The organism is Streptomyces sp. HD, assembly GCF_028369295.1.
GTDB lineage: Bacteria > Actinomycetota > Actinomycetes > Streptomycetales > Streptomycetaceae > Streptomyces.
In genome coordinates this window covers 33,624-58,088 of the sequence record NZ_JAQMYP010000053.1, presented here as the reverse complement: position 1 = coordinate 58,088, position 24,465 = coordinate 33,624, and the positions used below count along the sequence as shown (strand labels likewise).

Annotated in this window: 27 protein-coding genes and 4 pseudogenes; 18 read left to right on the top strand and 13 right to left on the bottom strand. The window is 70.0% G+C overall.

What is annotated here, in order from left to right; all coding sequences use genetic code 11:
- Nucleotides 1–208 precede the first annotated feature (208 nt).
- Nucleotides 209–445 carry a hypothetical protein gene (locus tag POF73_RS36935; protein ID WP_272123598.1) on the top strand — a complete coding sequence of 79 codons (237 nt, stop codon included), beginning with the start codon at nucleotides 209–211 and terminating at the stop codon, nucleotides 443–445.
- A gap of 239 nt (nucleotides 446–684) precedes the next feature.
- Here the strand turns inward: POF73_RS36935 and POF73_RS36930 are convergent, their stop codons facing one another.
- The 5 genes from POF73_RS36930 to POF73_RS36910 form a co-directional block, all read right to left on the bottom strand.
- Nucleotides 685–810 carry a hypothetical protein gene (locus POF73_RS36930; RefSeq protein ID WP_272123596.1) on the bottom strand — a complete coding sequence of 42 codons (126 nt, stop codon included), beginning with the start codon at nucleotides 808–810 and terminating at the stop codon, nucleotides 685–687.
- 57 nt (nucleotides 811–867) lie between these two features.
- Nucleotides 868–1,200 (bottom strand): hypothetical protein, encoded by a 333-nt coding sequence (locus tag POF73_RS36925; protein ID WP_272123595.1) that lies wholly within the window; start codon nucleotides 1,198–1,200, stop codon nucleotides 868–870.
- An 86-nt stretch (nucleotides 1,201–1,286) separates the two neighbouring features.
- A complete protein-coding gene (locus POF73_RS36920) occupies nucleotides 1,287–1,958 on the bottom strand; it encodes an HdeD family acid-resistance protein (RefSeq protein WP_272123594.1) in 672 nt (223 codons plus the stop codon).
- Between the two features lie 76 nt (nucleotides 1,959–2,034).
- The gene (locus POF73_RS36915; RefSeq protein ID WP_272123591.1) at nucleotides 2,035–2,628 is read right to left on the bottom strand and encodes an HhH-GPD-type base excision DNA repair protein; all 594 of its coding nucleotides are present in this window, start codon (nucleotides 2,626–2,628) and stop codon (nucleotides 2,035–2,037) included.
- Between the two features lie 251 nt (nucleotides 2,629–2,879).
- Nucleotides 2,880–3,599, bottom strand: coding sequence for a siderophore-interacting protein (locus tag POF73_RS36910; RefSeq protein WP_272123590.1), 720 nt, complete (start codon nucleotides 3,597–3,599; stop codon nucleotides 2,880–2,882).
- A 78-nt stretch (nucleotides 3,600–3,677) separates the two neighbouring features.
- On the opposite strand from POF73_RS36910, the gene POF73_RS36905 reads away from it, so the two are divergent.
- The 6 genes and pseudogenes from POF73_RS36905 to POF73_RS36880 all read left to right on the top strand — a co-directional run bounded on the left by POF73_RS36905 (nucleotide 3,678) and on the right by POF73_RS36880 (nucleotide 9,005).
- Nucleotides 3,678–5,891, top strand: a complete 2,214-nt coding sequence (locus POF73_RS36905) for a penicillin acylase family protein (protein ID WP_272123589.1) — start codon at nucleotides 3,678–3,680, stop codon at nucleotides 5,889–5,891.
- Between the two features lie 190 nt (nucleotides 5,892–6,081).
- A pseudogene (locus POF73_RS36900) lies at nucleotides 6,082–6,686 on the top strand (GNAT family N-acetyltransferase).
- Nucleotides 6,683–7,156, top strand: coding sequence for a cupin domain-containing protein (locus POF73_RS36895; protein ID WP_272123588.1), 474 nt, complete (start codon nucleotides 6,683–6,685; stop codon nucleotides 7,154–7,156). The pseudogene POF73_RS36900 and the gene POF73_RS36895 overlap by 4 nt, the downstream one beginning before the upstream one ends.
- Nucleotides 7,153–7,920, top strand: coding sequence for an SDR family NAD(P)-dependent oxidoreductase (locus POF73_RS36890; RefSeq protein WP_272123587.1), 768 nt, complete (start codon nucleotides 7,153–7,155; stop codon nucleotides 7,918–7,920). The genes POF73_RS36895 and POF73_RS36890 overlap by 4 nt, the downstream gene beginning before the upstream one ends.
- A 111-nt stretch (nucleotides 7,921–8,031) precedes the next feature.
- Entirely contained in the window at nucleotides 8,032–8,409 is a 378-nt protein-coding gene (locus POF73_RS36885) for a PadR family transcriptional regulator (RefSeq protein WP_272123586.1), read from the top strand.
- On the top strand, nucleotides 8,406–9,005 hold the full coding sequence (locus tag POF73_RS36880; RefSeq protein ID WP_272123584.1) for a hypothetical protein: 600 nt from the start codon (nucleotides 8,406–8,408) through the stop codon (nucleotides 9,003–9,005). Before POF73_RS36885 ends, POF73_RS36880 begins: the two co-directional genes overlap by 4 nt.
- A gap of 72 nt (nucleotides 9,006–9,077) precedes the next feature.
- Here the strand turns inward: POF73_RS36880 and POF73_RS36875 are convergent, their stop codons facing one another.
- Nucleotides 9,078–9,689, bottom strand: coding sequence for a DUF998 domain-containing protein (locus POF73_RS36875; RefSeq protein WP_272123583.1), 612 nt, complete (start codon nucleotides 9,687–9,689; stop codon nucleotides 9,078–9,080).
- A 104-nt stretch (nucleotides 9,690–9,793) separates the two neighbouring features.
- On the opposite strand from POF73_RS36875, the pseudogene POF73_RS36870 reads away from it, so the two are divergent.
- The 3 genes and pseudogenes from POF73_RS36870 to POF73_RS36860 form a co-directional block, all read left to right on the top strand.
- Nucleotides 9,794–9,895: pseudogene (locus tag POF73_RS36870) on the top strand (SDR family oxidoreductase); the annotation flags it as partial.
- A gap of 171 nt (nucleotides 9,896–10,066) precedes the next feature.
- Nucleotides 10,067–10,819 (top strand): hypothetical protein, encoded by a 753-nt coding sequence (locus POF73_RS36865; RefSeq protein WP_272123582.1) that lies wholly within the window; start codon nucleotides 10,067–10,069, stop codon nucleotides 10,817–10,819.
- Nucleotides 10,816–11,013, top strand: a pseudogene (locus POF73_RS36860) (GntR family transcriptional regulator); the annotation flags it as partial. The gene POF73_RS36865 and the pseudogene POF73_RS36860, both read left to right, overlap by 4 nt.
- 218 nt (nucleotides 11,014–11,231) lie before the next feature.
- Here POF73_RS36860 and POF73_RS36855 read toward each other — a convergent pair.
- The 4 genes from POF73_RS36855 to POF73_RS36840 form a co-directional block, all read right to left on the bottom strand.
- Nucleotides 11,232–11,456 (bottom strand): DUF397 domain-containing protein, encoded by a 225-nt coding sequence (locus tag POF73_RS36855; protein ID WP_272123581.1) that lies wholly within the window; start codon nucleotides 11,454–11,456, stop codon nucleotides 11,232–11,234.
- A 572-nt stretch (nucleotides 11,457–12,028) separates the two neighbouring features.
- Nucleotides 12,029–12,871, bottom strand: a complete 843-nt coding sequence (locus POF73_RS36850; protein WP_272123580.1) for a helix-turn-helix domain-containing protein — start codon at nucleotides 12,869–12,871, stop codon at nucleotides 12,029–12,031.
- A gap of 15 nt (nucleotides 12,872–12,886) precedes the next feature.
- Entirely contained in the window at nucleotides 12,887–13,402 is a 516-nt protein-coding gene (locus tag POF73_RS36845) for a DUF6879 family protein (protein WP_272123636.1), read from the bottom strand.
- Nucleotides 13,389–13,616 carry a hypothetical protein gene (locus POF73_RS36840; protein WP_272123579.1) on the bottom strand — a complete coding sequence of 76 codons (228 nt, stop codon included), beginning with the start codon at nucleotides 13,614–13,616 and terminating at the stop codon, nucleotides 13,389–13,391. The genes POF73_RS36845 and POF73_RS36840 overlap by 14 nt, the downstream gene beginning before the upstream one ends.
- A 164-nt stretch (nucleotides 13,617–13,780) precedes the next feature.
- Between POF73_RS36840 and POF73_RS36835 the strand changes: the two genes are divergently transcribed.
- Complete coding sequence (locus POF73_RS36835) at nucleotides 13,781–13,975, top strand: hypothetical protein (RefSeq protein ID WP_272123578.1); 195 nt, start codon at nucleotides 13,781–13,783, stop codon at nucleotides 13,973–13,975.
- Nucleotides 13,976–14,028: 53 nt separating this feature from the next.
- Here the strand turns inward: POF73_RS36835 and POF73_RS36830 are convergent, their stop codons facing one another.
- Together POF73_RS36830 and POF73_RS36825 are read right to left on the bottom strand one after the other, a co-directional pair.
- Nucleotides 14,029–14,211 (bottom strand): DUF397 domain-containing protein, encoded by a 183-nt coding sequence (locus POF73_RS36830; protein ID WP_272123577.1) that lies wholly within the window; start codon nucleotides 14,209–14,211, stop codon nucleotides 14,029–14,031.
- Nucleotides 14,212–14,222: 11 nt separating this feature from the next.
- Nucleotides 14,223–14,495: pseudogene (locus POF73_RS36825) on the bottom strand (Scr1 family TA system antitoxin-like transcriptional regulator); the annotation flags it as partial.
- Between the two features lie 47 nt (nucleotides 14,496–14,542).
- Here POF73_RS36825 and POF73_RS36820 point away from each other — a divergent pair.
- Nucleotides 14,543–14,830, top strand: a complete 288-nt coding sequence (locus tag POF73_RS36820; protein ID WP_334313647.1) for an ATP-binding protein — start codon at nucleotides 14,543–14,545, stop codon at nucleotides 14,828–14,830.
- Between the two features lie 47 nt (nucleotides 14,831–14,877).
- Here POF73_RS36820 and POF73_RS36815 read toward each other — a convergent pair whose 3' ends face one another.
- A complete protein-coding gene (locus tag POF73_RS36815; protein ID WP_272123575.1) occupies nucleotides 14,878–15,462 on the bottom strand; it encodes a hypothetical protein in 585 nt (194 codons plus the stop codon).
- A 256-nt stretch (nucleotides 15,463–15,718) separates the two neighbouring features.
- On the opposite strand from POF73_RS36815, the gene POF73_RS36810 reads away from it, so the two are divergent.
- The 6 genes from POF73_RS36810 (at nucleotide 15,719) to POF73_RS36785 (ending at nucleotide 24,450) form a co-directional block, all read left to right on the top strand.
- Nucleotides 15,719–17,635: a copper resistance CopC/CopD family protein gene (locus POF73_RS36810; protein ID WP_272123574.1), complete on the top strand. Its 1,917-nt coding sequence runs from the start codon at nucleotides 15,719–15,721 to the stop codon at nucleotides 17,633–17,635.
- A gap of 246 nt (nucleotides 17,636–17,881) precedes the next feature.
- Nucleotides 17,882–19,195 (top strand): ABC transporter substrate-binding protein, encoded by a 1,314-nt coding sequence (locus POF73_RS36805; RefSeq protein ID WP_272123573.1) that lies wholly within the window; start codon nucleotides 17,882–17,884, stop codon nucleotides 19,193–19,195.
- Between the two features lie 14 nt (nucleotides 19,196–19,209).
- Nucleotides 19,210–20,187, top strand: a complete 978-nt coding sequence (locus POF73_RS36800) for a carbohydrate ABC transporter permease (RefSeq protein ID WP_272123572.1) — start codon at nucleotides 19,210–19,212, stop codon at nucleotides 20,185–20,187.
- Nucleotides 20,184–21,071 carry a carbohydrate ABC transporter permease gene (locus tag POF73_RS36795; protein ID WP_272123571.1) on the top strand — a complete coding sequence of 296 codons (888 nt, stop codon included), beginning with the start codon at nucleotides 20,184–20,186 and terminating at the stop codon, nucleotides 21,069–21,071. The genes POF73_RS36800 and POF73_RS36795 overlap by 4 nt, the downstream gene beginning before the upstream one ends.
- A gap of 50 nt (nucleotides 21,072–21,121) precedes the next feature.
- Nucleotides 21,122–22,450, top strand: coding sequence for a glycoside hydrolase family 36 protein (locus POF73_RS36790; protein WP_272123570.1), 1,329 nt, complete (start codon nucleotides 21,122–21,124; stop codon nucleotides 22,448–22,450).
- Nucleotides 22,447–24,450, top strand: a complete 2,004-nt coding sequence (locus POF73_RS36785) for a beta-galactosidase (protein ID WP_272123569.1) — start codon at nucleotides 22,447–22,449, stop codon at nucleotides 24,448–24,450. Before POF73_RS36790 ends, POF73_RS36785 begins: the two co-directional genes overlap by 4 nt.
- Nucleotides 24,451–24,465: the final 15 nt, after the last annotated feature.

The window sequence follows — 24,465 nt, the reverse complement described above, 5'->3', positions numbered from 1 at the left end:
GAGGGAACCGTGGCCGGATCGGAAGCCGGAACGGACCTGATCGGAAGCCGATGAGGCGATCGATCCCGCGCCGTGCCGCCCGTGTGTGCGGGGCGGGCGTGTCGGAGTGGTGAGGGCGGGACGGGCCGGAGAGGTGGGGGCGCAGGCGCGGGTGGTGACGCGGGCGGTGATGGCGCCCGTCCGCGCTTACCGGCGGTATGCACAGGCTGTGGACAGAGAGTCGGCGTGCGAGAGGGTCCAGGCGTTCCGTGGGGTGACGGGGTCGGACGAGATGCGTGCGGTGAGGGTGGCCGGGGGGTGGAGGGGCTGGGAGCGGAAGGGTGGGGAGGGTGAGGAGGGAAGCGCAGGGGAGCGCCGGGCCGGGGAGTGTAGGGGCGGCCAGGAGGAGACGCCCTCGGTCATCGAGCAGGTCATCGAGCAGGTCGTCGAGCAGGTCATCGAGTAGGTCGTCGAGCAGGTCGTCGAGCAGGCCATCGAGTAGGTCAACGGGCAGGCCATCGAGTAGGTCGTCGAGCAGGTCGTCGGGAACGGCATGTTCAAGTCCCTCGCTCGGTCGATCGGTACGCGGATCGGGCGGGAGATCACCCGGTCGGTCTCCGGGGCGGTGCGGCGGAGGCGGTGGGTCCGCGGGCGGTGCGGCGGAGGCCCGGGCCCGTTGCGGGTGGGGCCTCCGCCGCGCCGGGGTCAGCTGCCGGTCCGTTTCTGTGTGGGCTGTTGCGGCTTCTCCTGCTTGGCCTGCGGCTTCGGGGCGTTCCGGGCGGCTTCCGCGCGCAGCAGGGCGCGCAGGACCGCGTAGTGGTCGGTGGGCATGACTGTGCTCCTTGTGTCGTACTGACTGGCCTCGGCTGAGCTCGTTGCCGGGGTCTGTCAGCAGCGCAGGACCACAGTGCGGAGGATTTCGGGGACGTACGGCGGCCGCGGTGGCGCGGTGTGGGCGGGGCGCGCGGGGGCGACGCCGGGTGCCGGTTGCGGTGGGGGCGCGGGGAGGCGTAGCCGTACGGGGGTGCGGCGGTCGGTGCGGGCCGGGGGCCGCAGGATCGTGTCGAGGACGTCTTGTTCGGCGGCGGCCTCGCCGGAGACGCCGGCCGCGGCGGGCACGGCGTGTGCGTGCGCGTGGGCGCCCGGGACCAGCAGGGCGAGCAGCAGCACGAGGATCCGCAGCCAGGTGCGGCTGCGCGGGAGGTGTCGTGCGGTGCTCACGGGAGGTCATCTCCCCGGTGGCCGTACGGCCCGCATCGCATCGGGCGGCAGATCCGCCCGCTCGGCGTACCGGTGCGCGGCGCGTATCACGGCTCGTGCGGGACCTGGCGGGCCCGCCCCCGCATGCGCAGGCCGGTGACGATCTCGACGACGCCGACCGCGACCAGCCACCAGCCGCCGAGCAGCGTGAGGACGGTGACCGACTCGATCGGGGAGTCGATCAGCACGATGCCGCCGATGACGGTGACGACGCCGAGGAAGATCTGCCAGCCGCGGGCCGGCATGGAGCGGTCGGAGGCGGCGGCCAGGGTCTGGGTGATGCCGCGGAAGAGCCAGCCGATGCCGATCCACAGGGCGAGCAGCAGGATCGACTGCATCGGGCGGCGGAAGCAGAACAGGCCGAGCAGGACCGACAGGGCGCCGCTGATGAAGGCCAGCACCCGCAGCGAGGTCGTCTTGTGCGTGCCGAACGCGGCGATCAGCTGGAAAACGCCGCTGATCAGGAGGTAGAGGCCGAACAGGACGCCGGAGACGAACAGCGAGGCGTCCGGCCAGAGGAGGATCAGGATGCCGAGGGCCAGGGAGGCGACGCCGGTGAGCAGGACGACCTGCCAGGCGGCGCGGGACAGGGCGAGCAGGGGGCCCTCGAAGGGCGGCTCGGGCTCATGGGGTGTCCCCGGCCCGTGCGGGCGGCCGGCATGCACCCGGCGGTCGTCGTAGTCCCGGCCCCCGGCAGGGCCGGTCGGTGCCTCGCTCATGCTCCATGCTGGGAACGCCCCCGCCCGCTCCGCCATTCGGGACGGGCCAGATGGGCCACCCCGCCGACGGCGGACGCTACTTGCGGGCCGCCTTCGCCGCCTTGGCCGCCGCCTTCATCTCCTGCTTGTGGGCCCGCACCTTGGCCAGCGACTCCGGCCCGGTGATGTCGGCGACGGAACGGAAGGACTTCGGCTCGCCGTAGGCGCCCGCGGCCTCCTGCCAGCCCTTCGGGGCCACGCCCAGCTGCTTGCCCAGCAGCGCCAGGAAGATCTGCGCCTTCTGCTTGCCGAAGCCGGGCAGGTCCTCCAGCCGGCGCAGCAGCTCGCGTCCGTCGTCGACGCCCTTCCAGACGAGCTCGGCGTCACCGTCGTAGTGCTCGACGAGGTACTGGCACAGCTGCTGGATCCGCTTGGCCATGGACCCCGGGTAGCGGTGCACGGCCGGCTTCTCCGACAGCAGCGCCGAGAAGGCGTCCGGGTCCTGGGCGACGATGTCGTGCGCGTCCAGGTCGTCCGCGCCGAGCCGGTCCGCGATCGTCCGGGGGCCCTTGAACGCCCACTCCATCGGCACCTGTTGGTCCAGCAGCATGCCGACCAGCGCGGCGAGCGGGCTGCGGCCGAGGAGCGCGTCGGCCTCGGGGTCCTGGGCGAGATGCAGGGTGACGTCCATGGCCCCGATCATGCCCCCTCCACTCCCACCCCGCAGCCCTCGCGCCGCCACCGCTCGCGCCGGCACACCGCAGACCTGCGCCGCCCCCCTCCCGCTCCGCGCCGCCCCCCTCCCACTCCGCGCCGACCCCCTACCGCTCCGCGCCGACCCCCTGCCGCCCTACGTCGACACGTGCGGCCCTGTCCGTCCCCCCCAGCCGCCCTGCTTCGACACGGTGCAGCCCTACCCGTCCCCCACCGCCCCGCGCCCAGTCACGCCCGCCAGTACCCCAGCGCGTTCACCCGCTGCTTCGGCAGGCCCAGCTCCTTGCGGACGTACGACGTGAGGGCCCGGGTCGTGGCGGTGTCGCAGGCGATCCAGACGTACGGGTCCGGGGTGCCCTTCACCAGGTCGGGCAGGGTCTCCTTCACCTGGGCGACCAGGTGGGCTCCGGCGTCGCGCCTCGGCAGGGTCCGTACGTCGTGGCGGGAGGGCTCGGTGCGGAAGGGGAGGCCGTCCCGCTCGCCCTCGAACCAGACCGTCGCCGGAGTCGAGTCCAGGGCTCCGAGCAGGGAGTTGAGGGCGGGGAGGGAGGCCGGGTCGGCGATGGCGAAGACGTGGGAGGGGGCCGGGTCAGGGTTGGTGAAGTCGGTGCCGTGGACCGTCGCCTCGATGGTGTCGCCGGGCTTGGCCGCCCGCGCCCAGTCGCTGGCGCGCCCCTCGTGCAGGGCGAACTCCAGGCTGAAGGTGCCGGCCGCAGGGTCCGGGTCGACCAGGGTGTAGGCGCGCTGGTGCGGCTTGCCCGCGTTGTCGAACCAGAGCCGGACCCACATCGTGGGATGCACGCCGGTCGCCGCCAGCATGCCGCCGTCCGCGAGGTGGACCCGGCGGTACTGCCCGGTGACGTCCTCGGCACCCGTCACCGTGAACACGAAGTCCTTCGCGCGCAGCAGCTTCAGGACCGCGCCCTCCCAGCCGTGCCCCTGCCCCATGGTTCCTTCACCCTTCAAGTACGATTCCTGCCCAGATTACTTAGGGAAGGCTAACCTAAAGCATTGGAGGGACACAGGATGACGGGTGAGATCTACCGCGACGCCTGGGGCATTCCGCATCTCCGCGCGGACGACGTGACCGAACTCGCCCGCGCCCAGGGCCGGGTGACCGCCCTCGACCGGGCCTGGCAGCTGGAGGTGGAGCGGCACCGGTCGCAGGGGACGTCCGCGTCCTTCCTCGGCGCCGAGGCCCTGCCCTGGGACCGGTTCGTCAGACGGGCCCGCCTCGACGACACGGCCAGACGCTGCTTCGCCGAGCTGGAGAGACAGGACCCGGAGACGGCGGCCTGGGTACGGGCGTACGTCGACGGGGTCAACGAGGCGCTGGAGGCGGGGGCGGCCCGTACGCCGGAGTTCGCCAGGACCGGGCTCGTGCCCGGCCGTTGGGAGCCCTGGACCCCGCTCGGTGTCTGGCTCGGCATCCACATCCTCTTCGCCGGGTTCCCGGCCAAGCTCTGGCGTGAGCAGGTCGTGCGGCATCTCGGCGCCGACGCGGTGGGGCTGTTCGCCATCGACGGGCCCGGCACCTCCGGCAGCAACGGCTGGCTGGTGAGCGGCGAGCGGACCGTCACCGGGCAGGCGATCATCGCCGGCGACCCGCACCGCTTCATCGAAGAGCCCGGCGTCTACCAGCAGATCCACCTCTCCTGCCCCGAGTTCGACGTCATCGGCCTCGCCGTCCCCGGCGTCCCCGGCATCGCCCACTTCGGCCACACCGGCACGGTCGCCTGGGCCATCACCAACGCCATGGCCGACTACCAGGACCTGTACCGGGAGCGGCTGCGGCGCACCGGGGCGGGCGTGGAGGCCCTGGGCCCGGACGGGGTGTGGCGGCGCGCCACTCGGCACACCGAGGTGGTGGAGGTCGCGGGGGAGGAGCCGGTCGAGGTCGAGGTGATCGAGACGGAGCGGGGGCCGGTGATCATCGGGGGGCCTGAGGGGTTGCCCGATGGGCTGAGTGAAGGGCTCAACGAGGGGCTGAGTGATGCGCTGAGCGAAGGCATGGGGGAAGGGCTGAGCGAGGGGATGGGCGAAGGACTGAACGAGGGGCTGAACGAGGGGCTGAGCACAGGGGTGCAGGAAGGTTTCCTTGATGAGCCCCTCGCCGTAACCCTCCGCTACCCACCCCGCGTCACCGCCGACCTCGGTTTCAGCGCGCTCCTCCCCCTCCTGCGCGCCCGCCGGGTCGCCGACGTCGACCGTGCCGTGGACCTGTGGGCCGAGCCCGTCAACGTCCTCCAGGCCGCCGACACCGAGGGCGGTCTGCTGCACCGCGTCGCCGGGCGGGTGCCGGTGCGCTCCGCCGCCAACCGCACCCGGCTGGTGCCCGCCTGGGAGCCCGGCCACGACTGGCACGGCCGCCACGAGACGCCCCGCGGCGGGCTCACCGACGGCATCGCGGCCATGGCCAACCAGCGCGGCCTCGCCGCACCCCTCGGCATCGAGTTCGCCCCTCCCCACCGCGCCGACCGCATCACGGCCCTGCTCGGCGAGAAGGGCCGCTGGTCGGCCGCCGACATGCCGGCGATCCACATGGACACCCGACTGGCGTCCGCGGAGCCCCTGTTGGAGATCCTGGGCACCGTCGACACCCTCACTCCCGAGGCCGACCGCGTCCGGCGGACCCTCCTGGCCTGGGACCGCCGTATGGACGCGGACAGCGAGGCCGCGGCGCTGTACGCGGCGGTGCGCGGAGCGGTCGTACGGCGGATCGCCGCGCATCCCGCCTTCGCCGCGCTGTCCTCCCCGCCCGCCTACCCGGAGGTCCTCCTCCCCTGGCTGGCCCTGCTCCCCCGGGTCGGCTTCGCCCTCGAACACCTGCTGCGTGCCGAGGAGTTGTACGGCGTCGACCGTGCCGTGGCCGTCCGCGCGGCGGTGGAGGAGGTGGCCGCCGAGCCGCCCACCGGCACCTGGGGCGACAGCCACCGCCTCGCACCCTGGCGGGCCCTCCCCGACCCGTCGTACGACGCGCCCGGCCTCTCCGGCGACCACGACTGCGTACTGTGCACGTCGGCCGTCCCCGGCCTGACCGACCTGAGCGCGCGCGGTCCGGCCGCCCGCTACGTCTGGGACCTGGCCGACCGCGAGGCAAGCCTGTGGGTGGTCCCGCTGGGTGCCTCCGGCATCCCCGGTTCGGGCCACCACCGCGACCAACTCCCTTTGTGGCTGCGGGGAGACCTGGCCCCGGTCGTCACCGATTTCACCAAGCTGGAGAAGGAATCCGATGTCTGAGCTGCCCGCGGTCGTCCCTGCCGCTGTTCGTGAAGCCGTGGAAGCCGTGGAAGCCGCGGGAGCCGCGGGAGCCGCGGGAGCCGCGGGAGCCGCGGGAGCCGCGGGGGCCGTGGAAGGCGTGGAAGGCGTGGGAGGCGTGGGAGGCGTGGAAGGCGTGGAAGGCGTGGGAGCCGCGGGAGCCGCGGGGGCCGTGGAAGGCGTGGAAGGCGTGGAGGCCGTGCACGAGCAGGGTGTCGACGGCTTCGGAACGGTCCGTGTCCGGCCCCTCGACCCGCAGGCCGACGCCGAGGTCGTCCACGGCTGGGTCACTCAGGAACGGGCCACCTTCTGGGGCATGAACGGCCTGACCAGGGACCAGGTGTCCGAGATCTACGCCCACATGGCCACCCTCGACACCCATCACGCGTTCCTGGTGCTGCGGGACGCCGAGCCGGTCGCGCTGCTCCAGACGTACGAGCCGGAGGCCGACCGCGTCGGCGAGTGCTACGACGTCCGGCCCGGCGACATCGGCGTCCACCTGCTGATCGCCCCCGCCGGCCCCGAGGGCGGGCAACCGGGCTGGACCTCGGCGCTGCTGACCGTCGTGGCGTCGTACGTCTTCCGGACCCTGGACCACCGACGGGTGGTCGTCGACCCGGACGTGAGGAACGAGAAGGCCATAGCCCGCTTCCTCAAGCAGGGCTTCACGGCCGGCCCGGTCGTCGTGCTGCCGGAGGTCGACCTGCCGGACGTGTACATCCCGGAGAAGAAGGCCCAACTCGCCTTCCTGAACCGGGGGTAGCCTTCCCGACGTGACCCCAGAAGACCTCGTCGCGCACTACTCCCTGGAGCCGATCCCGCGCGAGGGCGGCCTGTACCGGCAGACCTGGGCGGGGCCCGAGCGGTCCGACGGGCGGCCGCAGGGCACGGCGATAGTCGTCCTGCTGACCGCGGACGACTACTCGGCCCTGCACCGCCTCCCGTCCGACGAGGTCTGGCACTTCTACCTCGGCGACCCCTTGGAGATGCTGCTCCTCGCCCCGGACGGCACGTCCCGCACCGCCGTGCTCGGCCCCGACGTGGCGCGCGGCCAGCACATCCAGCTCACCGTCCCGGCCGGGACCTGGATGGGGGCGCGGGTGACGGCGGGCGGATCCTGGACCTTCTTCGGCTGCACCATGGCACCGGGTTTCACCTACGAGGGCTACGAGCACGGCGACCTGGCCGAGCTGACGGCGCGCTACCCCTCCGAGACCGCCCGCATCGAGACACTGTGCCGCCCATGAACGGACTCCTGGACGGACAGGTCGCCCTGGTCACGGGCGCGGGCGGGGGCATCGGGCGGGGGATCGCGTGGCGGTTCGCCGAGGAGGGCGCGGCGGTCGTGCTGCATTGCCGTACGGCGGTGGAGGCGGCGGACGAAGTGGCCTCCCGGGTCCGGGAGTCGGGTGGACGGGCCGTTGTCGTGCGGGGCGATCTGAGCGACGAGGACGCCTGCCTGCGGGTGGTGGGGGAGGCCGCCGAGTGGGGTGGCGGGCGGCTGACGGCGCTGGTCAACAACGCGGGGGTGCAGCCGACGCGGGAGCTGCGGGGCATGTCCGTCGCGGAGTGGCGGGCGGTCGTCGACACCAACCTGTCGAGCGTGTTCGCCTGCACGCAGGCCGCGGCGGACATCATGCGGGAGCAGGACGGTGGCGGCTCGGTCACCCACATCGCGTCGATCGAGGCGAGCCATCCGGCGCCGTTGCATGCCCACTACTCCGCGTCCAAGGCGGCGGTCGTGATGCATGCCAGGTCTGCTGCCCTGGAGTACGGCCCCTTCGGCATCCGCGTGAACTCGGTCTCACCCGGCCTGATCCACCGGGAGGGGCTGGCGGAGGCCTGGCCGGAGGGGGTGCGGCGCTGGGAACGGGCGGCGCCGGCCGGGAGGTTGGGGCGGCCGGAGGACGTCGGGGACGCGTGCGTGTTCCTGGCTTCGGGGCTCGCGGGGTGGGTGACGGGGCATGACCTGGTGGTGGACGGTGGGGTGTCGGCTCGGCCGACGTGGTGACCCGGCCCGCCACCCGCCTCCGCAGCCGAGGCCACTCATTCTCGTGCCAATCATTGTCTTGTCCCGCAAGTATCTTGCAGCGCAAGACAACGGCTGACTATCTTGTACCGCATGACAAAGGGCCTGCCCGCCGTCGGTGACCAGCGTCGTAGCCAGCTTCTGCGCGGAGTGCTCGACCTGTGCCTGCTCGCGCTGATCGCCGAACGGCCGCGCTACGGCTTCGAGTTCGTGGCGGCACTGGCCGACCACGGACTCGACCTCGTGAGCGAAGGCAGTATCTATCCGTTGCTCGCCCGGCTGGAGCGGGAGGGGTTCATCTCCTCTTACCGTGCCCCGTCGGCCAGCGGTGGCGCTCCACGCAAGTACTACCGCTTGACCGAAGCGGGACGTGCCGAACTGGGCAGCGGCCGGGCCGTATGGCAGGCCTTCAGCGCCGGTGTGGGCCGGATTCTGACCGACAGCGAACCCACGGGGGGAAGCGCACCATGACGGACCAGCGCACCATGACGAACCAGCAGATACTCGCGGTCTGCCGCAGCAACTGGGAGTACCGGGGCATCGACGACGCCTCCGTCCGGGAGATGCTCGACGAGCTCTCCGCACATCTGGAGGACGCGGTGGCCGCAGGCCGCACGCCCCAGGATGTCGTGGGCGACGATGTCAAGGAGTTCGCCGCGTCCTGGGCGCGGGCCCGTGCTCCGTTCGCCCGCCGACTGCTGCGCACGGCCGCGCTGGCCTGCTTCGCCATCGGCACACTGATGCTGATCTCATGTCTGATCCGGTGGACCACCGAACGGGTGGTGAGCGTGGACGATGTCGCCTTCTTCGCCATCGTCGCAGCGGTCACGGTCGCCTGGGAGCTGCGGCGTGGCAGCCTGGGGTTCGCCAAAGGCCTGGCGGTCGGCCTGGTCGCCTGCCTGGCCGCGGTACTGCTCGCCCTGTGGCTGGACGGCGACGGGGAGCTGTTCACCCTGCCACTGTGGGCGGCCGTGGCCCTGCTCCTGCCCGGGCTGCCGTACGCCGTCGCCGATGCGCGGGGGAGGAAGGGCGGCGCGCCCGGCGTCGACCAGGATTCGTCCGAGTGAGCCAAAAGCCGTCCCGCGTTCGCGAGCTCGCCCTTCAGCAGCGGCTGGCGGGGGTGTTTGTGGTGGGGGAGTTCAGGTGTGGAGGGCGCGTATGGCAAGCAGTGTCAACCAGGTCCAGCCAATGGTGATGGCGGTGCGCTGGATCAGTCCGCCGAGGTCGGCCAATCGCTGACTCTGGTCGAACGCGGCGCCGGCCAGCACCATGGTCGTGGCGAAAAGCACACCGCTGGCGATCGAGTAGACGGCCCACCCCGGCGAGCCCGGCAGGGCAAGCAGGAAGCACGCGACGGCAAGCGCGAGGAAGGCGAGCAGGGAGAGCAGATCGTGCAGTGTGCCTGCGATGGTGTGGCGCTCCAGCCGATCAGGCGTGCCGGGCGGGTAACCCCGCACCGGATCCGTCCGGAAGATGCCGGCGCCCACCAGGCCGACCGCCCATACGCCGATCAGCAGCGCACCCCGGCGGGAAGGTCCAGCACGCCACAACCCCGCTGAAAATGCCAACGAGAGTAAGCCTGCACAGAGGAAGCTCACGGACTGCACCCACCCGGCGGGGCCCAGAGCAAGCGAACTGACGGGGTGGCGGAGCGACCTGTAGTCCCTGCGCCCGGCACCCACCAGCAGATACGCGGCGGTGAACAGCGGGCCGGCGGCCACCCCGCAGGCAAGCAGCGCTTGATTACCCATGATGTCAACTTAGGTTGACATCATGGGTGTGTCAATTGCCGTTGACGGACGTGCGTCCCTGCACCCTCGGCCCGCCGTGATGGTCATTGCCGGGAGGTTGAGGCGTGGGGGACGCGTGCGTGTTCCTGGCGTCAGGGCTCGTGTCGTGGGTCACGGGGCGTGACCTGGTGGTGGACGGTGGGGTGTCGGTGCGGCTGGCGCGGTAAGGGGTTTCCTGGTCAAGGCCGCCGACGGCATCACGGCCGCCTGGTCCGGGGTGGTCCGGACCTCCGCCTGGCATTTTGTACCGAGCATTTGACACAAGATCCCTGGCGGGTCATCTTGTACTCCTGATTTGTATCTATCACTTGATACAAGTGCACTCATCGGGGGCCCTCATGTTCGACACCGTTCCGCCCGCATCACAGGCTCGCGCTCGCGCCGACCGCTACGCACGCTTCGGCGGTCTGACCGCCGGTGCCCTGCTCTCCCTCTGCCTGATCGAAAACTCCGGCGGGCTCGGGACCGGAGTCCTCATCGCCCTACCCGCGTTCGGCCTCTGCGCCGCGGCCAGTGTGCTGCTCGGCGAATACATCACTGCCCGCCCTCAAGGCGCCGTCCGCACGGCCGGACTCGCCCCCCGCCGGATCCGCGACTACGTTCCGCCCCGGCTGACAGTGCTGCTGTTCATCGAGGCGGCCCTGCTCATCGCGCTCCTCGTCACCGCGACCGCGATCGGCTCCCCCGACGACATGGGCCGGGCGGGGCGCGCGCTGACCATGTCCTGCTCCGGCGTGACCGAGTCCCATGGTCCCTGGCCCGGATCCTTCTACATCGTTCCGGCCCTCGTCTCCCTGGCTCTCGGTACCGGCGCCTGCGGCTATGCCCTGCGCCACATCACCCGCCGCCCCAGCGATGAACAGGAGCGCCGGAACCGGGCATTGGCCGTCACGGCGGCCTGGGGCATGCTGGTCTCCGCCTCCCTGGCCGGCACCGCCTGGAGCGCCGCCGGATCGCTGCGCGGACTGAGCTGCGACGGCACGCTCGGCAGCGTGGCCGCCTGGATCCTCCTTCCCGTCTGTCTGGTCTCCCTGGGCACCGCGATCTCGTGCCTGTTCACGGTCGTCGCGCCGAAGGCGGCCCAGCAGTGACCGGCCCGACCGTGCGGGTGAACACCGCCAGTCCCGTCCCTCCCTACGAGCAGATCCGCGCTCAGCTCGCGACCCTGATCTTCTCGGGGCGACTGCCGGAGGGCGAACGGCTGCCGACCATCCGGCAGTTGGCGTCCGACCTGGCGCTGGCTGCCGGCACGGTCGCCCGGGCCTACCGTGAGAGATCCACGGCGGAGAACTCCGCTGCCACTTCGCGGTAGCGCTGGATCAGCTCGGGCCCGCTTCCGGCCGGGGGCGGCTCGGGATGCGGGGGTCGCCGTAGGGCCTCGTTGTCGAAGCGGACTTTGGGGCCGGTCCACAGATGGCCGTGGTGGTGCACCAGTCGTTCCCGTTCTGGCATTGCCAGCCGGGCCGGATTCAGGAATCCGACCCGACTGCTGGACGGGGAGGGTCAGACCTGCAGCCCGAAGTGCGCAGGGTCGATGCCGGCCGCGTCCAGTTCCTCCGTGGTGAAGCGGAGTGGCTGTGCGTCGGGCCGCTTGCTGTCGCCGAGGGCCCAGGCGTCATCGCCGATGCGGGCGAGGGGCACGCAGCCTTCGGTGCAGGGGCCGCCGTATGCCTTCACGAAGGAGGCCTCGTTGATGTCGAGCGCGTACAGGTCGGTTCCGTTCAGCATTTACTGCGCCTTCCTGCTCAACTGATCTGATCGCGGCCATGACTGACCGCCGCCGCCCGGGGTGGGCGGGAGTCCATGGGAATGCGGCTCGTGTCAGCGATTGCAGCGTGTGCCGAACTCGGTGCAGCGTCGGCACCGGCAGGGCGGCCACTGGGGGATCATCAGAGGTGGGAGGTCATCCATGGCGAATACGGCTTGCTCGGAACCCCACGTCCGCCCCGAGTCACGCGACACCCGGAGCGTCATCAAGGGCCGTTCGGCGAAGAGTGGCGCGCGGGTTTCGCTGCTCACGATGCGTGCGCCTCTGTTTGGTGCTGACGCAGCTCTACGTTGGCGTCGGACACAGCGCTGTAGTCACCTCTGGACCGTGCGTTCTCTCTGCTGACCGAAAAGGACAGACAGTGCGAGCAGCCGGGCACGGCGGAAGGATCGGTCGGTAGTTCGGGCAGGCCGTAATCGCGCGGCTGATGCGTATCCATGCGCTGCCTCCACGGCTGCTCGGATCTCGGTGCAATGACCGTATGGAGTCGGCGGTTTGGCGATCTACGGACTTGCACGAGCTTGCGCAGCGATCACCCCAGCGCGTCGATGGCGGCGGTGATGAGCGATCTGGCCTGGGTGCCGTACACGGCGATGGCGGACAGTTCGGCGAACGCCTTCGTGTACTCCGCGATCTCGCCGGGCTGGGTGACGGTCAGGTGCGCAGAGACAAGTTCCACGTTCACCTGCGCGTCGTCGTACATGGTGAACGACTCGACGGGCCATCCGGCGCCGCGCGGAGTGCCGAGAGGGATGACGCCCAGACTGACGGAAGGGAGCGAGGCAACCGAGATCAAGTGGCCGAGAGCTCCGGCCATGATGTCGTGGTCGCCGATGACGGTGCGCAGTACCCATTCCTCAACGAGCATGGCGAAACGGTGGTCGCCGGTGTGCAGGATGCGCTGCCGGTCCATGCGGACGGCCACGGCGTCGTTAATGTCGTCGGGGACGTCCCGGAGGTTGGCCACAGTGCTCAACACGGCGCGGGTGTAGGCGGCCGACTGGAGCAGGCCGGGGATCACCCAGGATTGATAGACGCGGAAGCGGCGGGTGCGCTCGAACAGGGGCGTCACAGAATGTTGGACGCGGCGAAGGCCTGCCCGTTCCAAGCGTCGCCACTGGACGTGGGCGCCCTCTATGCCACGTGTCGTGGCGATCAGGTCGGCGGTCTGGTCCTGGGCGCCGCAGAGGTAGGTGTACGTCCGAATGTCCGCGTCGGACGGGGACGTGCGCCCGTTCTCAAGTCGAGAGCACTTCGACTCGTGCCAGTCGGCCCGCCTGGCCAGTTCTCGCGCCGTAAGGCCGGCGTCCGCGCGGATTTTGCGGAGACGCCGGCCGAGGGCCTGCAGCGCCTGCTGAACACTGGATGAAGTCACCCTGCAGATTGTGGATCAGGCGAGCCTGTAGTCCTCGTGTGGCACCGCAAGGGCCCAGACTGCCTCGAAGGCATCAGCACACAGCTTCACGACACCCGGATCGTCGGCGAACTCCTCGTCGTCTGGAGCGAGTTCTCCATCACCGGCGAAGTGGTTGAAGACGACCGAGCTGTCGTCGAAGAGCCAGAAGTCGTTGCCGGGTAGGGCCAGCCCGGATGCGCGACGGCGAGGCAGCCAGCGCACTTGCTCACCTGCCTCCACGGTTGGGGCGGTCAGGTGGTGCTCGAACCGGATGTAGTCCGACACCGGCTCCGACACGATCCTGGCCCTGCGTACCTCGACACCCTGGGCCACGAGGTCAGCGACGAGCCGCAGCCATGGCCGGCGCTCTGGGTCGCACTCCGCCGGGTCATCGCGGACGCCGTTCTGCCAGGCGGCGAACCGAGGGTCGGAGCGCATGTACTCGTCGCGCATCTCCAGGTGGACGGCGGAGCGGTTGCAGCTCCGCAGTCGGTCCTCAAGAGTCAGCACCGCCACCGTCCCTCACCTCCGGGAAGAACTGCACCATGCGCTTCGGGATCTCGATCACGTCCTCGTGGCCCGGAAGGTCCAACTGCGAACGCCGAGCCTCGTCGTCGACCTTCCAGCCCTGCACCAGGTAGGTGCCCTTCTCGTCATCTAGGTAGATGGTGGGCGACTTGCCCTCCGGGCTCTCTGGGTCCTGGCCGAGTTTGATCAGAGCCATCGCCTGCCTCCTTGTTGTTGGGCGTCTGTGCTCGATCTTGTGCTCAACGTCCAACGGGAACCAGGAACTTGCGGCAACTTGCGCGGCGAATCAATCAAAGGTCAAGTGTTGGTAAGGTAACTGCAAAGCGATGGAAAAGTTACCTGGATGTGGGTGAGAGAGCCGTGGGTATCAAGACCCTTCTGGACCTTGCGGTGTCGGCCACGAACAACCTGGCGGCGCAGCGGTGTGTCATCAACTTCACCATTGCGCCGCAGGTGACGATCACGACGGGCGACATCGACATCCTGGAAGACGTCTTGGAGTACCTCAACATCGGCCGAGGCTCGATCACCCTTTCCGAGGCACCGGAGGCATAGTGCCCCGCAGGCGGCGTTGCCTCCTGGTTGTTGGGCGGGAACTTGCGCGCGTGTTACCGCCTTGCGGTCGCCGCATGTGAGAGGAAGCCCGTCCACGCGGTGAGCCGGAGAGTGAGGTGGGGGCCGGTCGGGTTTTTGGAGTCGCGGATGTGGATGGTGGTGGGGGTGGCGGCTATCTCGACGCAGTTCGAGCCGTCGCCGCTGTAGGTGGACTTCTGCCAATGGAGGGTCTGCATGAGTGGTTCCTTCAGAGGTCCTGGATGCGATGGTGGATGAAGTCGCGTGTCCTGGCGGGATCGAGCGCGCAGGACTCCACGCGGTCCAGTACGGCCCGGTACTTGCTCAACTGTGCTTCGGCGTCCAGGAATTCGCAGGCGCCGTGGTGTGAGTCGAGCTGGACCGTGTCGAGCTGAGGGACAGATCCCTCGATGTAGTCGAAGGACTGGCCGGTGGTGGGGAACCGGTCCGTGCCGAAAGGGATCACTCGGAGCGTGACGTGGGGCAGTTCGCTCATGTCGACACGGCAGGCCCGAAGTGCTCGATGCCGTCGAGCTGTTGGCTTCGGAGATGGTGACGAATACCTACCTGCACACCAACGGACCCGCATCGCTGCGCCTTACCGCACTCGCCGACGGACGTCTGCGCGTTGGGGTCTGGGACAGTCACCCCCGTGTCCCCGCACCCTTCGCCCGACCGCCTCACGACCACGTCCCGCTCGCCCCGTCGGACGCCGACGGCGGTCGCGGGCTGCGCCTCGTACAGGAATATGCCGACTGCTGGGGCGGAGTGTCACTCGGTGACGGCACTCTCGACTATCGCGCCGGGAAGCTGCTCTGGTTCGAGGTGAGCGGGTGAGCGGGTGAGCGTGGAGCCCTCCGTGTCGGCCGCGTTCTCAGTCCAACTCAGTCGAACAACTCAAAGATCTTGTCCCAGAACGCGGAGTCGTCCACAAGCGGATCCACCTCGGCCATCCGCCTCCGCAACTCGGTGGCGGCGCCCCCGCGTACGGCGTCGTCGGCCGAGTCCAGTGCGTCGCTCGACTCGGCGATCAGGCCGAAGAGCACAGCCAGTTGAGGGAGATCGTCGGCGGCCTCTCCCTTCCACCCGGCCCCGTGATCCCACCCGTTGGGGTCGTAGTGGGTGATGCCACCGAGCTCCGCGCCGAGCATCAGGTGCTGGTCGAACCAGGTGGCCATGGTGAAGCAGAAGTTCTTGGGCGGGGAGTCGTCGTCGGGGTAGCGCTCCCCGTAGATCTCGTCGGCGTCGAACGGTTCCATCCCGTCCTCGTCCCGCAAGTGCGTCGTGTCGATCCCCACGACTTCGAGGTGCACGGCGGGGAATCCGACAGTGAGCAGGAACTCCCGCGAAGGGACATGGGTCAGTTCAGCCGGCAGATCTGCTTCGTCCGGTCGCCAGAGCGAGCCCTTGCCCAGCCGTTCCTCCAGCCATGTCGCGTCCGGTATCAACGGAACGTCGTTGCTCTGCACTTCGTGGCCCCCGTGTATCGCGCGCTGTGTCGTGCGTCGTTCGGTCATCGCGGGCCAGTCAATCGCATGGCCGGCCCCGGCGGCCTCCTCCCCTCGCGCGGACAAACCGTTGCGAGTGCACTGAGCCCGAACGCCTCCGTATCCGTACTACCCCCGAGGCCTCAAGTCCGACGACGGAGATGTGACACACGTGGGGTGCGATGACCGACGACGACCGTGGCGCCGATCCGACGGACGGCGGGGGCTTCAACGGCTGGTGCTGCTGGGCACCCTGCTGGTCCTGTTCCTCCTCGGCGGTACCGGACCCGCGTCGGCGCACGCGGCCCTCCGCGCCACCGACCCCGAGGACGGAGCCGTCCTCAAGTCGGCGCCTCGCGACCTCACCCTGACCTTCACGGAGTCCGTCGGTCTGCTCGACGACTCCTTCCGCGTCCTGGATCCCGACGGGCGTCGCCTGCGCGTGGGTGAGCCTCAGCACGGGCAGGGAGGCAGCCAAACCGCACGGGTCTCGTTGCCCGCGAAGATGGGGCAGGGGACGTACACCGTGGCCTGGCGGGTCGTGTCGGCCGACAGCCACCCGGTGTCCGGGGCGTTCACCTTCTCCGTCGGCAAAGCCTCCCTGACGACGGCCACCGTCGACACCGGGCCCACCGAGGACCCGGCCACCAAGAGCCTCTACAACCTCGCCCGCTATCTCGCCTACCTCGCCGCCGCCCTGCTCATCGGCACCGCGACCTTCATCGCCGTCTGCCGCCCGCCCGACGCCCCCGTGCTCGCCAAACTGCTCAGGTCGGGCTGGTGGACGCTTCTCGCCGCCACCCTTGCCCTGCTGGTGCTGCGTGGGCCGTACGAGACGGGTGAGGGGCCGTTGGCGGCCCTGAGCGCCGAATCCTTCACCCGCACGTTCACCAGTCGGCCCGGCCTGGTCCTGCTGGCACGCCTCGCCCTGCTGCTGGTCGCCGCCGTCTATCTCGTACGGCTGTCCAGGCGCCGTCAGCCCTACGGCTGGTCCGGCGCCGCCCTCGCCGCGGGCCTCGCCGTCACCTGGGCCGCCGGCGAGCACGCCTCCGCGGGCATCCAGGTGCCGCTGGCGATGACGTCCTCGGCGCTGCACCTGCTCGCCACCGCGGTCTGGCTGGGCGGCCTCGCGGCCCTGCTCGTCACCCTGTACCGCGCCCGTCTGACGCCGGCCGTGGTCACCCGCTTCTCGCGCCTCGCGTTCGCTTCCGTGACCGTCCTGGCCGTCACCGGCGTCTACCAGTCCTGGCGCGGCCTCGGCTCCTGGGCCGCGGTCACCGGCACGACGTACGGCAGGCTCCTGCTCCTCAAGCTGGCGGCGGTCGTGCTGCTCCTCGGCGCCGCGGCCGCCTCCCGCCAGTGGACGGCGCGGCTGGCGACAGCCGAGACGGCGACGGCCGAGACAGCGGCGGTCGAGACGGCGGCGGTCGAGACGGCGGCGGGTGAGACGGCGGCGGGTGAGACGGCGGCGGCCGTGCCCGAGAAGGTCGTACCCGGGAAGGCCGTACGGGAGAAGGTCCCCGAGGTGGTCGGTGGCCCGCCGTTGCCGGAGCCCTCCGAGCCGCCGAAGGCATCCGCCCCCGCGAACCCTGCCCCTGCCCCTGACGCTGCCCCTGAGCCCGGCCCCGACCCCGCTGCCGAGCCTGCCCCGCACCCCGACCCCGCCCCCGACCCCACCCACCGCCGAGCCCTCCGCCGCTCCGTCCTCGCCGAAGTCGTCGTCGGTGCAGTCGTGCTCGCCGTCACCACGGTCCTCACCAGCACCCTCCCCGGCCGGGCGCAGGCCGAGGCGGCGGCGCAGGCTCCCGCCGTGGTGGGGGCGTCAGTCACCGACGTTCCGTTCGATGTCGGTACCCCCGGCGGCCACGGCAAGGTGCAGGTCACGCTCGACCCGGGCCGGGTCGGCGACAACTCGATCGAGGCCCTCGTCTACGGGCCCGACGGCGGTGTCTCCGTCGTCCCGGAGCTGCGTATCTCCTTCACCCACCCGGGCAAGGACATCGGCCCCCTCGACGCCGAGCTCACCGACAAGGGCGGCTACTGGGCCAACAGCTTCCTCAACCTCCCCATCGCCGGGAAGTGGGAGATGAAGGTGACCGTGCGCATCTCGGAGGTCGATCAGGTGAGCGAGACCAGCACCGTGGTCGTGCGCTAGGCCCAACAGGCCCTGGCTTCTGGCGGCGAACAGCGGCTCAGCCGCTCAGCCCTGCCGCACGGTGGCTCAACAACAGTTCGAGATGTCGGTCACGTTTCCAAAACGGCGATCGACATCTCTTGACGCATGACCTGACAAACGGCTGTTATTGCGCCACCGTGTTCGGTCAAGTTGATTTCTGATCGGTTACGACGGAGTTCGGCGAGCCCAACCCTCATGATCGAACCTTGCCTTCAGGAGCCGTAGATGCGCGACCTCTCCCCCTCCGGTCTCTCCCTCCCCTCACCCAGCCGCCGCACCCTGCTGCGCGGCGCGGGAGGTGCCGCCCTGCTCGGCGCCGGCATTCCGCTGCTCAGCGCCTGCGGTGGCAGTGGGACGGCGAGTGACCCGAAGACCGTCACCCTCGGCTCCAAGGCGTCCGACCCGGTGCCGAAGAAGGCGTTCGCGGACATCTACGCGGCCTACCAGAAGAAGTCCGGCATCACGGTCGACGTGAACACCAAGGACTCCAACACGTTCCAGGAGCAGATCAACTCCTACCTGCAGGGCACGCCGGACGACGTGTTCACCTGGTTCGCCGGCTACCGGATGCAGTTCTTCGCGGCCAAGGGGCTCGCGACGCCGATCGATGATGTCTGGAAGACCATCGGGGGCAACTTCCCCGAGGCGATGCACAAGCTCAGCAAGGGGGAGGACGGGAAGTACTACCTCGTTCCGCTGTACTCCTACCCCTGGGCGATCTTCTACCGGAAGAGCGTCTTCAAGGAGAAGGGGTACGAGGTTCCCACCAAGTGGGACGACTTCGTCGCCCTGTGCAAGCAGATGAAGAAGGACGGCCTCGTCCCGATCGCCTTCGGCGACAAGGACGCCTGGCCCGCGCTGGGCACCTTCGACCAGATCAACTTCCGTACCAACGGCTACGACTTCCACGTCGAGCTGATGGCGGGCAAGGCGTCCTGGACCGACGCCAAGGTGCGCAAGGCCTTCGACACATGGGCCGAGATCCTCCCCTACCACCAGGAGGGCTCCATGGGCCGCACCTGGCAGGACGCCGCCCAGACGCTCGCCTCCAAGAAGGCCGGCATGTATCTGCTCGGCACCTTCGTGGCCCAGCAGTTCACCAACAAGGCCGATCTGGACGACCTCGACTTCTTCGCCTTCCCGGAGATCGACCCGGCGTACGGGCAGGACACCGTCGAGGCGCCGACCGACGGCTTCATGATGAGCAAGAGCCCGAAGAACAAGGCCGAGGCCGTCAAGCTGCTGCAGTACCTGGGCACCTCGGACGCCGAGGACATCTACCTCAAGTCCGACCCCAGCGTCGTCCACGCCTCCACCAAGGCCGACACCTCGTCGTACACCGCCATTCAGAAGAAGGCGTACGAGATGATCTCGGGCGCGAAGTCCCTGACGCAGTTCATGGACCGCGACAGCCGTCCCGACTTCACCTCGACGGTGATGCAGCCCGCGCTGCAGAAGTTCATCCGTGACCCCAAGGGCGTCGACAGCCTGCTGTCCTCAATCGAGCGGCAGAAGAAGACGATCTTCGCGTCCGGCTGATCCGGCGGATTCACATGACTACCGAAATCACCAAGGAGAACCCGGAGGCGGCCGCCGTGCCGCCTTCGGGTGCTGCCCCCGCCAAGAAGAAGCCCTCAGGGCACCGCCGTCTGCTGACCCGTCGTGACCGGATCACCCTCGGGCTGATGGCGGGCCTGCCGACCATCCTGCACATCGCCCTGGTCTGGGTGACGGCCCTCGCCTCCATCGCGCTGGCGTTCACCACCTGGGACGGCATCGGCTTCGACTCGATCAAGTGGGTCGGGCTGGAGAACTTCAAGGAACTGTTCTCCAACAACCCGCAGTTCTGGCCCGCCGTCGAGCACAACGTCATCTGGTTCGTCGTGCTCATCGTGATCCCGACGCCGCTCGGCCTGTTCCTGGCCGTGCAACTGGACAAGAAGATCCGGTTCAGCAGGGTGTACCAGACCGCGTTCTTCCTGCCCGTCGTGATGTCGATGGCTGTCATCGGGTTTGTGTGGCAGCTCATCTACAACCCCGACACCGGCCTGATCAACAGCATCATCGGCGCCAATGAACCGGGTAAGTACATCGACTGGATCGGCGACCCGGACCTCAACCTCTGGGCGATCCTCGTCGCCGCGTCCTGGCGCCACACCGGCTACATGATGATCCTGTACCTGGCCGGCCTCAAGGGCGTCGATCCCTCGCTGCGGGAGGCCTCCTCGCTCGACGGCGCCACCGAGTGGCAGACGTTCAAGAACGTCATCTTCCCGACGCTGCGGCCCACCAACACCGTCGTCCTGGTCGTCACCATCATCGAGGCCCTGCGCTGCTTCGACCTGGTCTTCGTCTTCAACAAGGGCGGCGAGGGCACCGAGCTGCTCTCGATCCTGGTCACCAACAACATCATCGGCGAGTCCAGCCGCATCGGATACGGCTCCGCGATCGCGGTCGTGCTGCTGCTGATCTCCCTCGTCGTGATCATCCCCTACCTGGTGGCCACCTTCCGGAAGGAGCGGCGCGCATGAGCACCCCCGCCGTCGCGCTCAAGAAGCGCGCCCCCGTCCGCCCCGGCAGGATCCTGCTGCACCTCTTCCTGGCGAGCATGGCGCTGGCCTGGCTCGCGCCGCTGGCCTGGGCGGTCTACTCGGCGCTGCGGCCGTACTCGGAGACGAGCGAGAAGGGATACGTGTCCTGGCCGGACACGCTGAACTTCGACAACTTCACCAACGCGTACCAGCAGTCCGACATGAGCCACTACTTCGTCAACACGATGATCATCGCTGTCCCGGCGGTGCTGTTGACGCTGTTCCTGTCGTCGATGGTCGCCTTCTACGTCAGCCGCTTCGACTTCCGCCTCAACCTCGCGCTGCTGCTGGTCTTCACGGCGGGCAACCTGCTCCCGCAGCAGGTCATCATCACCCCGCTGTACCGGCTGTACCTGCTGGTCGACCTGCCCGGCATCACCATGAGCGGCAAGCTCTACGACTCCGCGCTCGGGCTGGTCCTCATCCACGTCGCGTTCCAGTCCGGCTTCTGCGCCTTCGTGCTCAGCAACTACATGCGCACCCTGCCGCACGAACTGACCGAGGCCGCGCTCGTCGACGGGGCTTCGGTCTGGCGGCAGTACTGGCAGATCGTGCTGCCGCTGTGCCGCCCGGCGATGGCCGCCCTGGCGACCCTGCTGTCCATCTGGATCTACAACGACTTCTTCTGGGCCCTGGTGCTGATCTCGACCGGCGAGAACATGCCGATCACCTCGGCGCTGAACAACCTCTCCGGCGCGTACTTCACCGACCCGAACCTGGTCGCCGCCGGCGCCCTGCTCACCGCGATCCCGACCCTGATCGTGTACTTCGTGCTCCAGCGGCAGTTCGTGAGCGGCCTGACGCTCGGCGCCAACAAGGGCTGATCCACGGCCGACGACGGCTGTCGGCCCCCTTCTTTTCGAAAGAGACCCCCGTGCACCACCCCTTCACCCCCGTCGCTTCCGTGCCGGTGGACGCGGCCCGCGCCCGTGTCCACGAGGAGGGCTGGCAGTCCTGGAGCCCCAGCGGCGCCTACGCCCTCGGCGACAAGCCGTACCGCCCGACCAACTCCAACTGGGCGACCGTCTGTTACCGGCCCGGCGTCACCGTCCCCGAGGGCACCTTCCAGGGGGAGGGCCTGCTGGCGCTCGACCCCGGCGACGGATCGCCGGTCCGGCTGTGGGCGGCGACGGATCCGCTCAGCGAGGTCCCGTCCATCCGGCTGGTCATGACCGGCGACGCCGTCGCCGAGGTCAGCGCCGACGGTCCGGTGAAGGAGTGGACGGGGGCCACCGTCCAGTCGGTGCTGGGTGACTGGGCCGACAGCCTTCAGCTGTCCCCGCCCCGTCCGGCACCGACGGTCTGGTGCTCCTGGTACGAGTACTTCACCGACGTCACCGAGGACGACATCCACGAGAACCTCCGTGCGATGGAGACCCTCGACCTGCCCGTCGACGTCGTCCAGATCGACGACGGCTACCAGAAGGCCCTCGGCGACTGGCTCACCCTCTCCGGCCGGTTCCGCTCCCGCGCCGGCATCGCGGACGCCATCCGTGCCCGGGGCCGCCGCGCCGGCATCTGGACGGCCCCCTTCCTGGTCGACCCGGCGAGCGACCTGGCCGCCGAGCACCCCGACTGGCTGGTCCGCGACGCCGACGGCGGCTTCACGCACGCCGGCCGCAACTGGGGCCACGACCTGCGCGTCCTGGACACCACGCACCCCGAGGCGGCGGCGTATCTGACCGAGGTCTTCCGGACGCTGCGCGCCGAGGGCTACGACTACTTCAAGGCCGACTTCCTCTACGCGGGCGCCCTGGACGGCGTACGGCACGACGGAGACGACCAGGACGCAGCTGCGCTGACGGCGTACCGCAACGGTGTGCGGCTCATCCGGGAGGCGATCGGCGAGGACGCGTACCTGCTGGGCTGCGGTGCGCCGATCCTGCCCTCCATCGGACTGTTCGACGCGATGCGGGTCAGCCCCGACACGGCCCCGCACCGCCGCCCCGAGGCCGACGACTACAGCCAGCCCGGACAGGACCCGGCCGAGTTCACGGGCGTCGGCCGCCAGTGGCAGCACGGTCGGCTCTGGGTCAACGACCCCGACTGCCTGATGGCCCGCCCGGCCGTGGAGACCCGGGAGCGCTGGGCCGCGCACGTCGAGGCGACCGGCGGGCTGATGGCGTCCAGCGACCGCCTGCTGTCACTCGACGAGTGGGGCGTGGCCACGACCCGCCGCCTGCTCGGGGGAGCCGGCCGATGAAGCGCGAACTGTCCGTCCCCGGTATCGCCTACGGCGGCGACTACAACCCCGAGCAGTGGCCCGAGGAGGTCTGGGCCGAGGACATGCGCCTGATGCGCGAGGCCGGGGTGACCATGGTCAGCGTCGGCATCTTCTCCTGGGCGCTGCTGGAGCCGAGCGAGGGGCAGTACGACTTCACCCTCCTGGACCGGGTCCTCGCCCTGCTGCACAGCCACGGCATCGCGGCCGACCTCGCGACCCCGACGGCGGCACCCCCGGCGTGGTTCTTCCGCGCCCACCCCGAGGCGCTGCCCGTGGACAAGGACGGCAGGGGGCTGTCGTACGGCAGCCGTCAGACGTTCTGTCCGAGCAGCCCGGCGTACCGGGAGGCGGCCCTGCGGATGGCGGGGGAGATCGCCCGGCGGTACGCGGACCATCCTGCGGTGGCGATGTGGCACGTCCACAACGAGTACGGCTGCCACAACGCCGAGTGCTACTGCGACGAGAGCGCGGCCGCCTTCCGGCGCTGGCTGCGGGCGAGGTACTCGGACGACCTGGCCGCCCTCAACGACGCCTGGGGCACCCGCTTCTGGAGCCAGTGGTACTACGACTGGGACGAGATCATCCCGCCCCGCCCCACCGGCGCCGTACCGAACCCCACCCACCAGCTGGACTGGCGCCGCTTCTGCAGCGACGAGCTGCTCTCGCTGTACGAGGCGGAGCGGCAGGTGCTGCTGGCGGCGGCCCCGGCCATCCCCGCCACCACCAACTTCATGGTGATGTACAACTTCGACGCCCTGGACTACTGGCGCTGGGCCCCGAAGCTGGACCTGGTCTCCAACGACCACTATCTCCAGTCCGCCGATCCCGAGTCCGAGATCGACGTCGCGCTCAGCGGCGATCTGGTCCGCTCCCTCGCGGGCGGTCCGTGGCTGCTGATGGAGCACTCGACCGGTGCCGTGAACTGGCAGCCGGTGAACCGGGCCAAGGGGCCCGGTGAGTTGCGGCGCAACGCCCTCGCCCATGTGGCGCGCGGTGCGGACGGCATCGCCTACTTCCAGTGGCGTGCGGCCAAGGCGGGTGCCGAGCAGTGGCACTCGGCGATGCTGCCGCACGCCGGTACCGACAGCCGGATCTGGCGGGACGTGGTCCGGCTGGGCGCCGATCTGAAGGCGCTCGCGGAGGTGCGCGGCAGCGTCGGCACGGCCGAGGTGGCGATCGTCTGGGACTGGAACTCCCGCTGGGCGATGGAACTCCCCTCCCAGCCGAGCGCCGAGCTGCGCTTCCAGGACCTGGTCCGCGCCTGGTACGAGCCGCTGTGGCGGTCGGGCGTGGCGGTGGACTTCGTACGGCCGGACGCGGATCTGTCGGGGTACCGGCTGGTCCTGGCGCCGAGCCTGTACCTGGTGGACGACGCGGGCGCGGCCAACCTCACCGGCTTCGCGGAGCGCGGCGGCACCCTGGCGGTGGGCTTCCACAGCGGGGCCGTCGACGAGAACTGCCATGTACGGCTGGGCGGTTACCCAGGCGCGTTCCGGGAGGCGCTCGGCGTCACGACGGACGAGCTGTTCCCGCTGCTGCCGGGCGAGTCCGTGGGGCTCGACGGGGGCGGCACGGGGGTGCTGTGGTCGGAGCGGGTGCGGCTGGCCGGCGCCGAGGCGGTGGAGTCGTACACGACCGGGCCGCTCGCGGGAATACCGGCGGTGACCCGCAACTCCCTTGGCCGGAGCGCCACTTGGTACTTCGCAACTCAGCCGGACGCGGTGACCCTGGCCGCGTTGCTGGACCGCATCCGGGCGGAGGCGGGCGTTGAACCGGTCCGTGCGACTCCCGAGGGCGTCGAGGCGGTCCTGCGCCGAGGCGCCGATGCCGACTACCTCTTCGTCATCAACCACTCGGACCGGGACGCCGAGGTGGCCGTCCCCGCCGACGCCACCGAACTGCTCACCGGCAAACCGGTGAACGGCTCGGTGACGGTCCCGGCCGGGGATGTGGCCGTCGTACGGGAGCCGCGCGGGTGAGGAACCGGCTCCCCG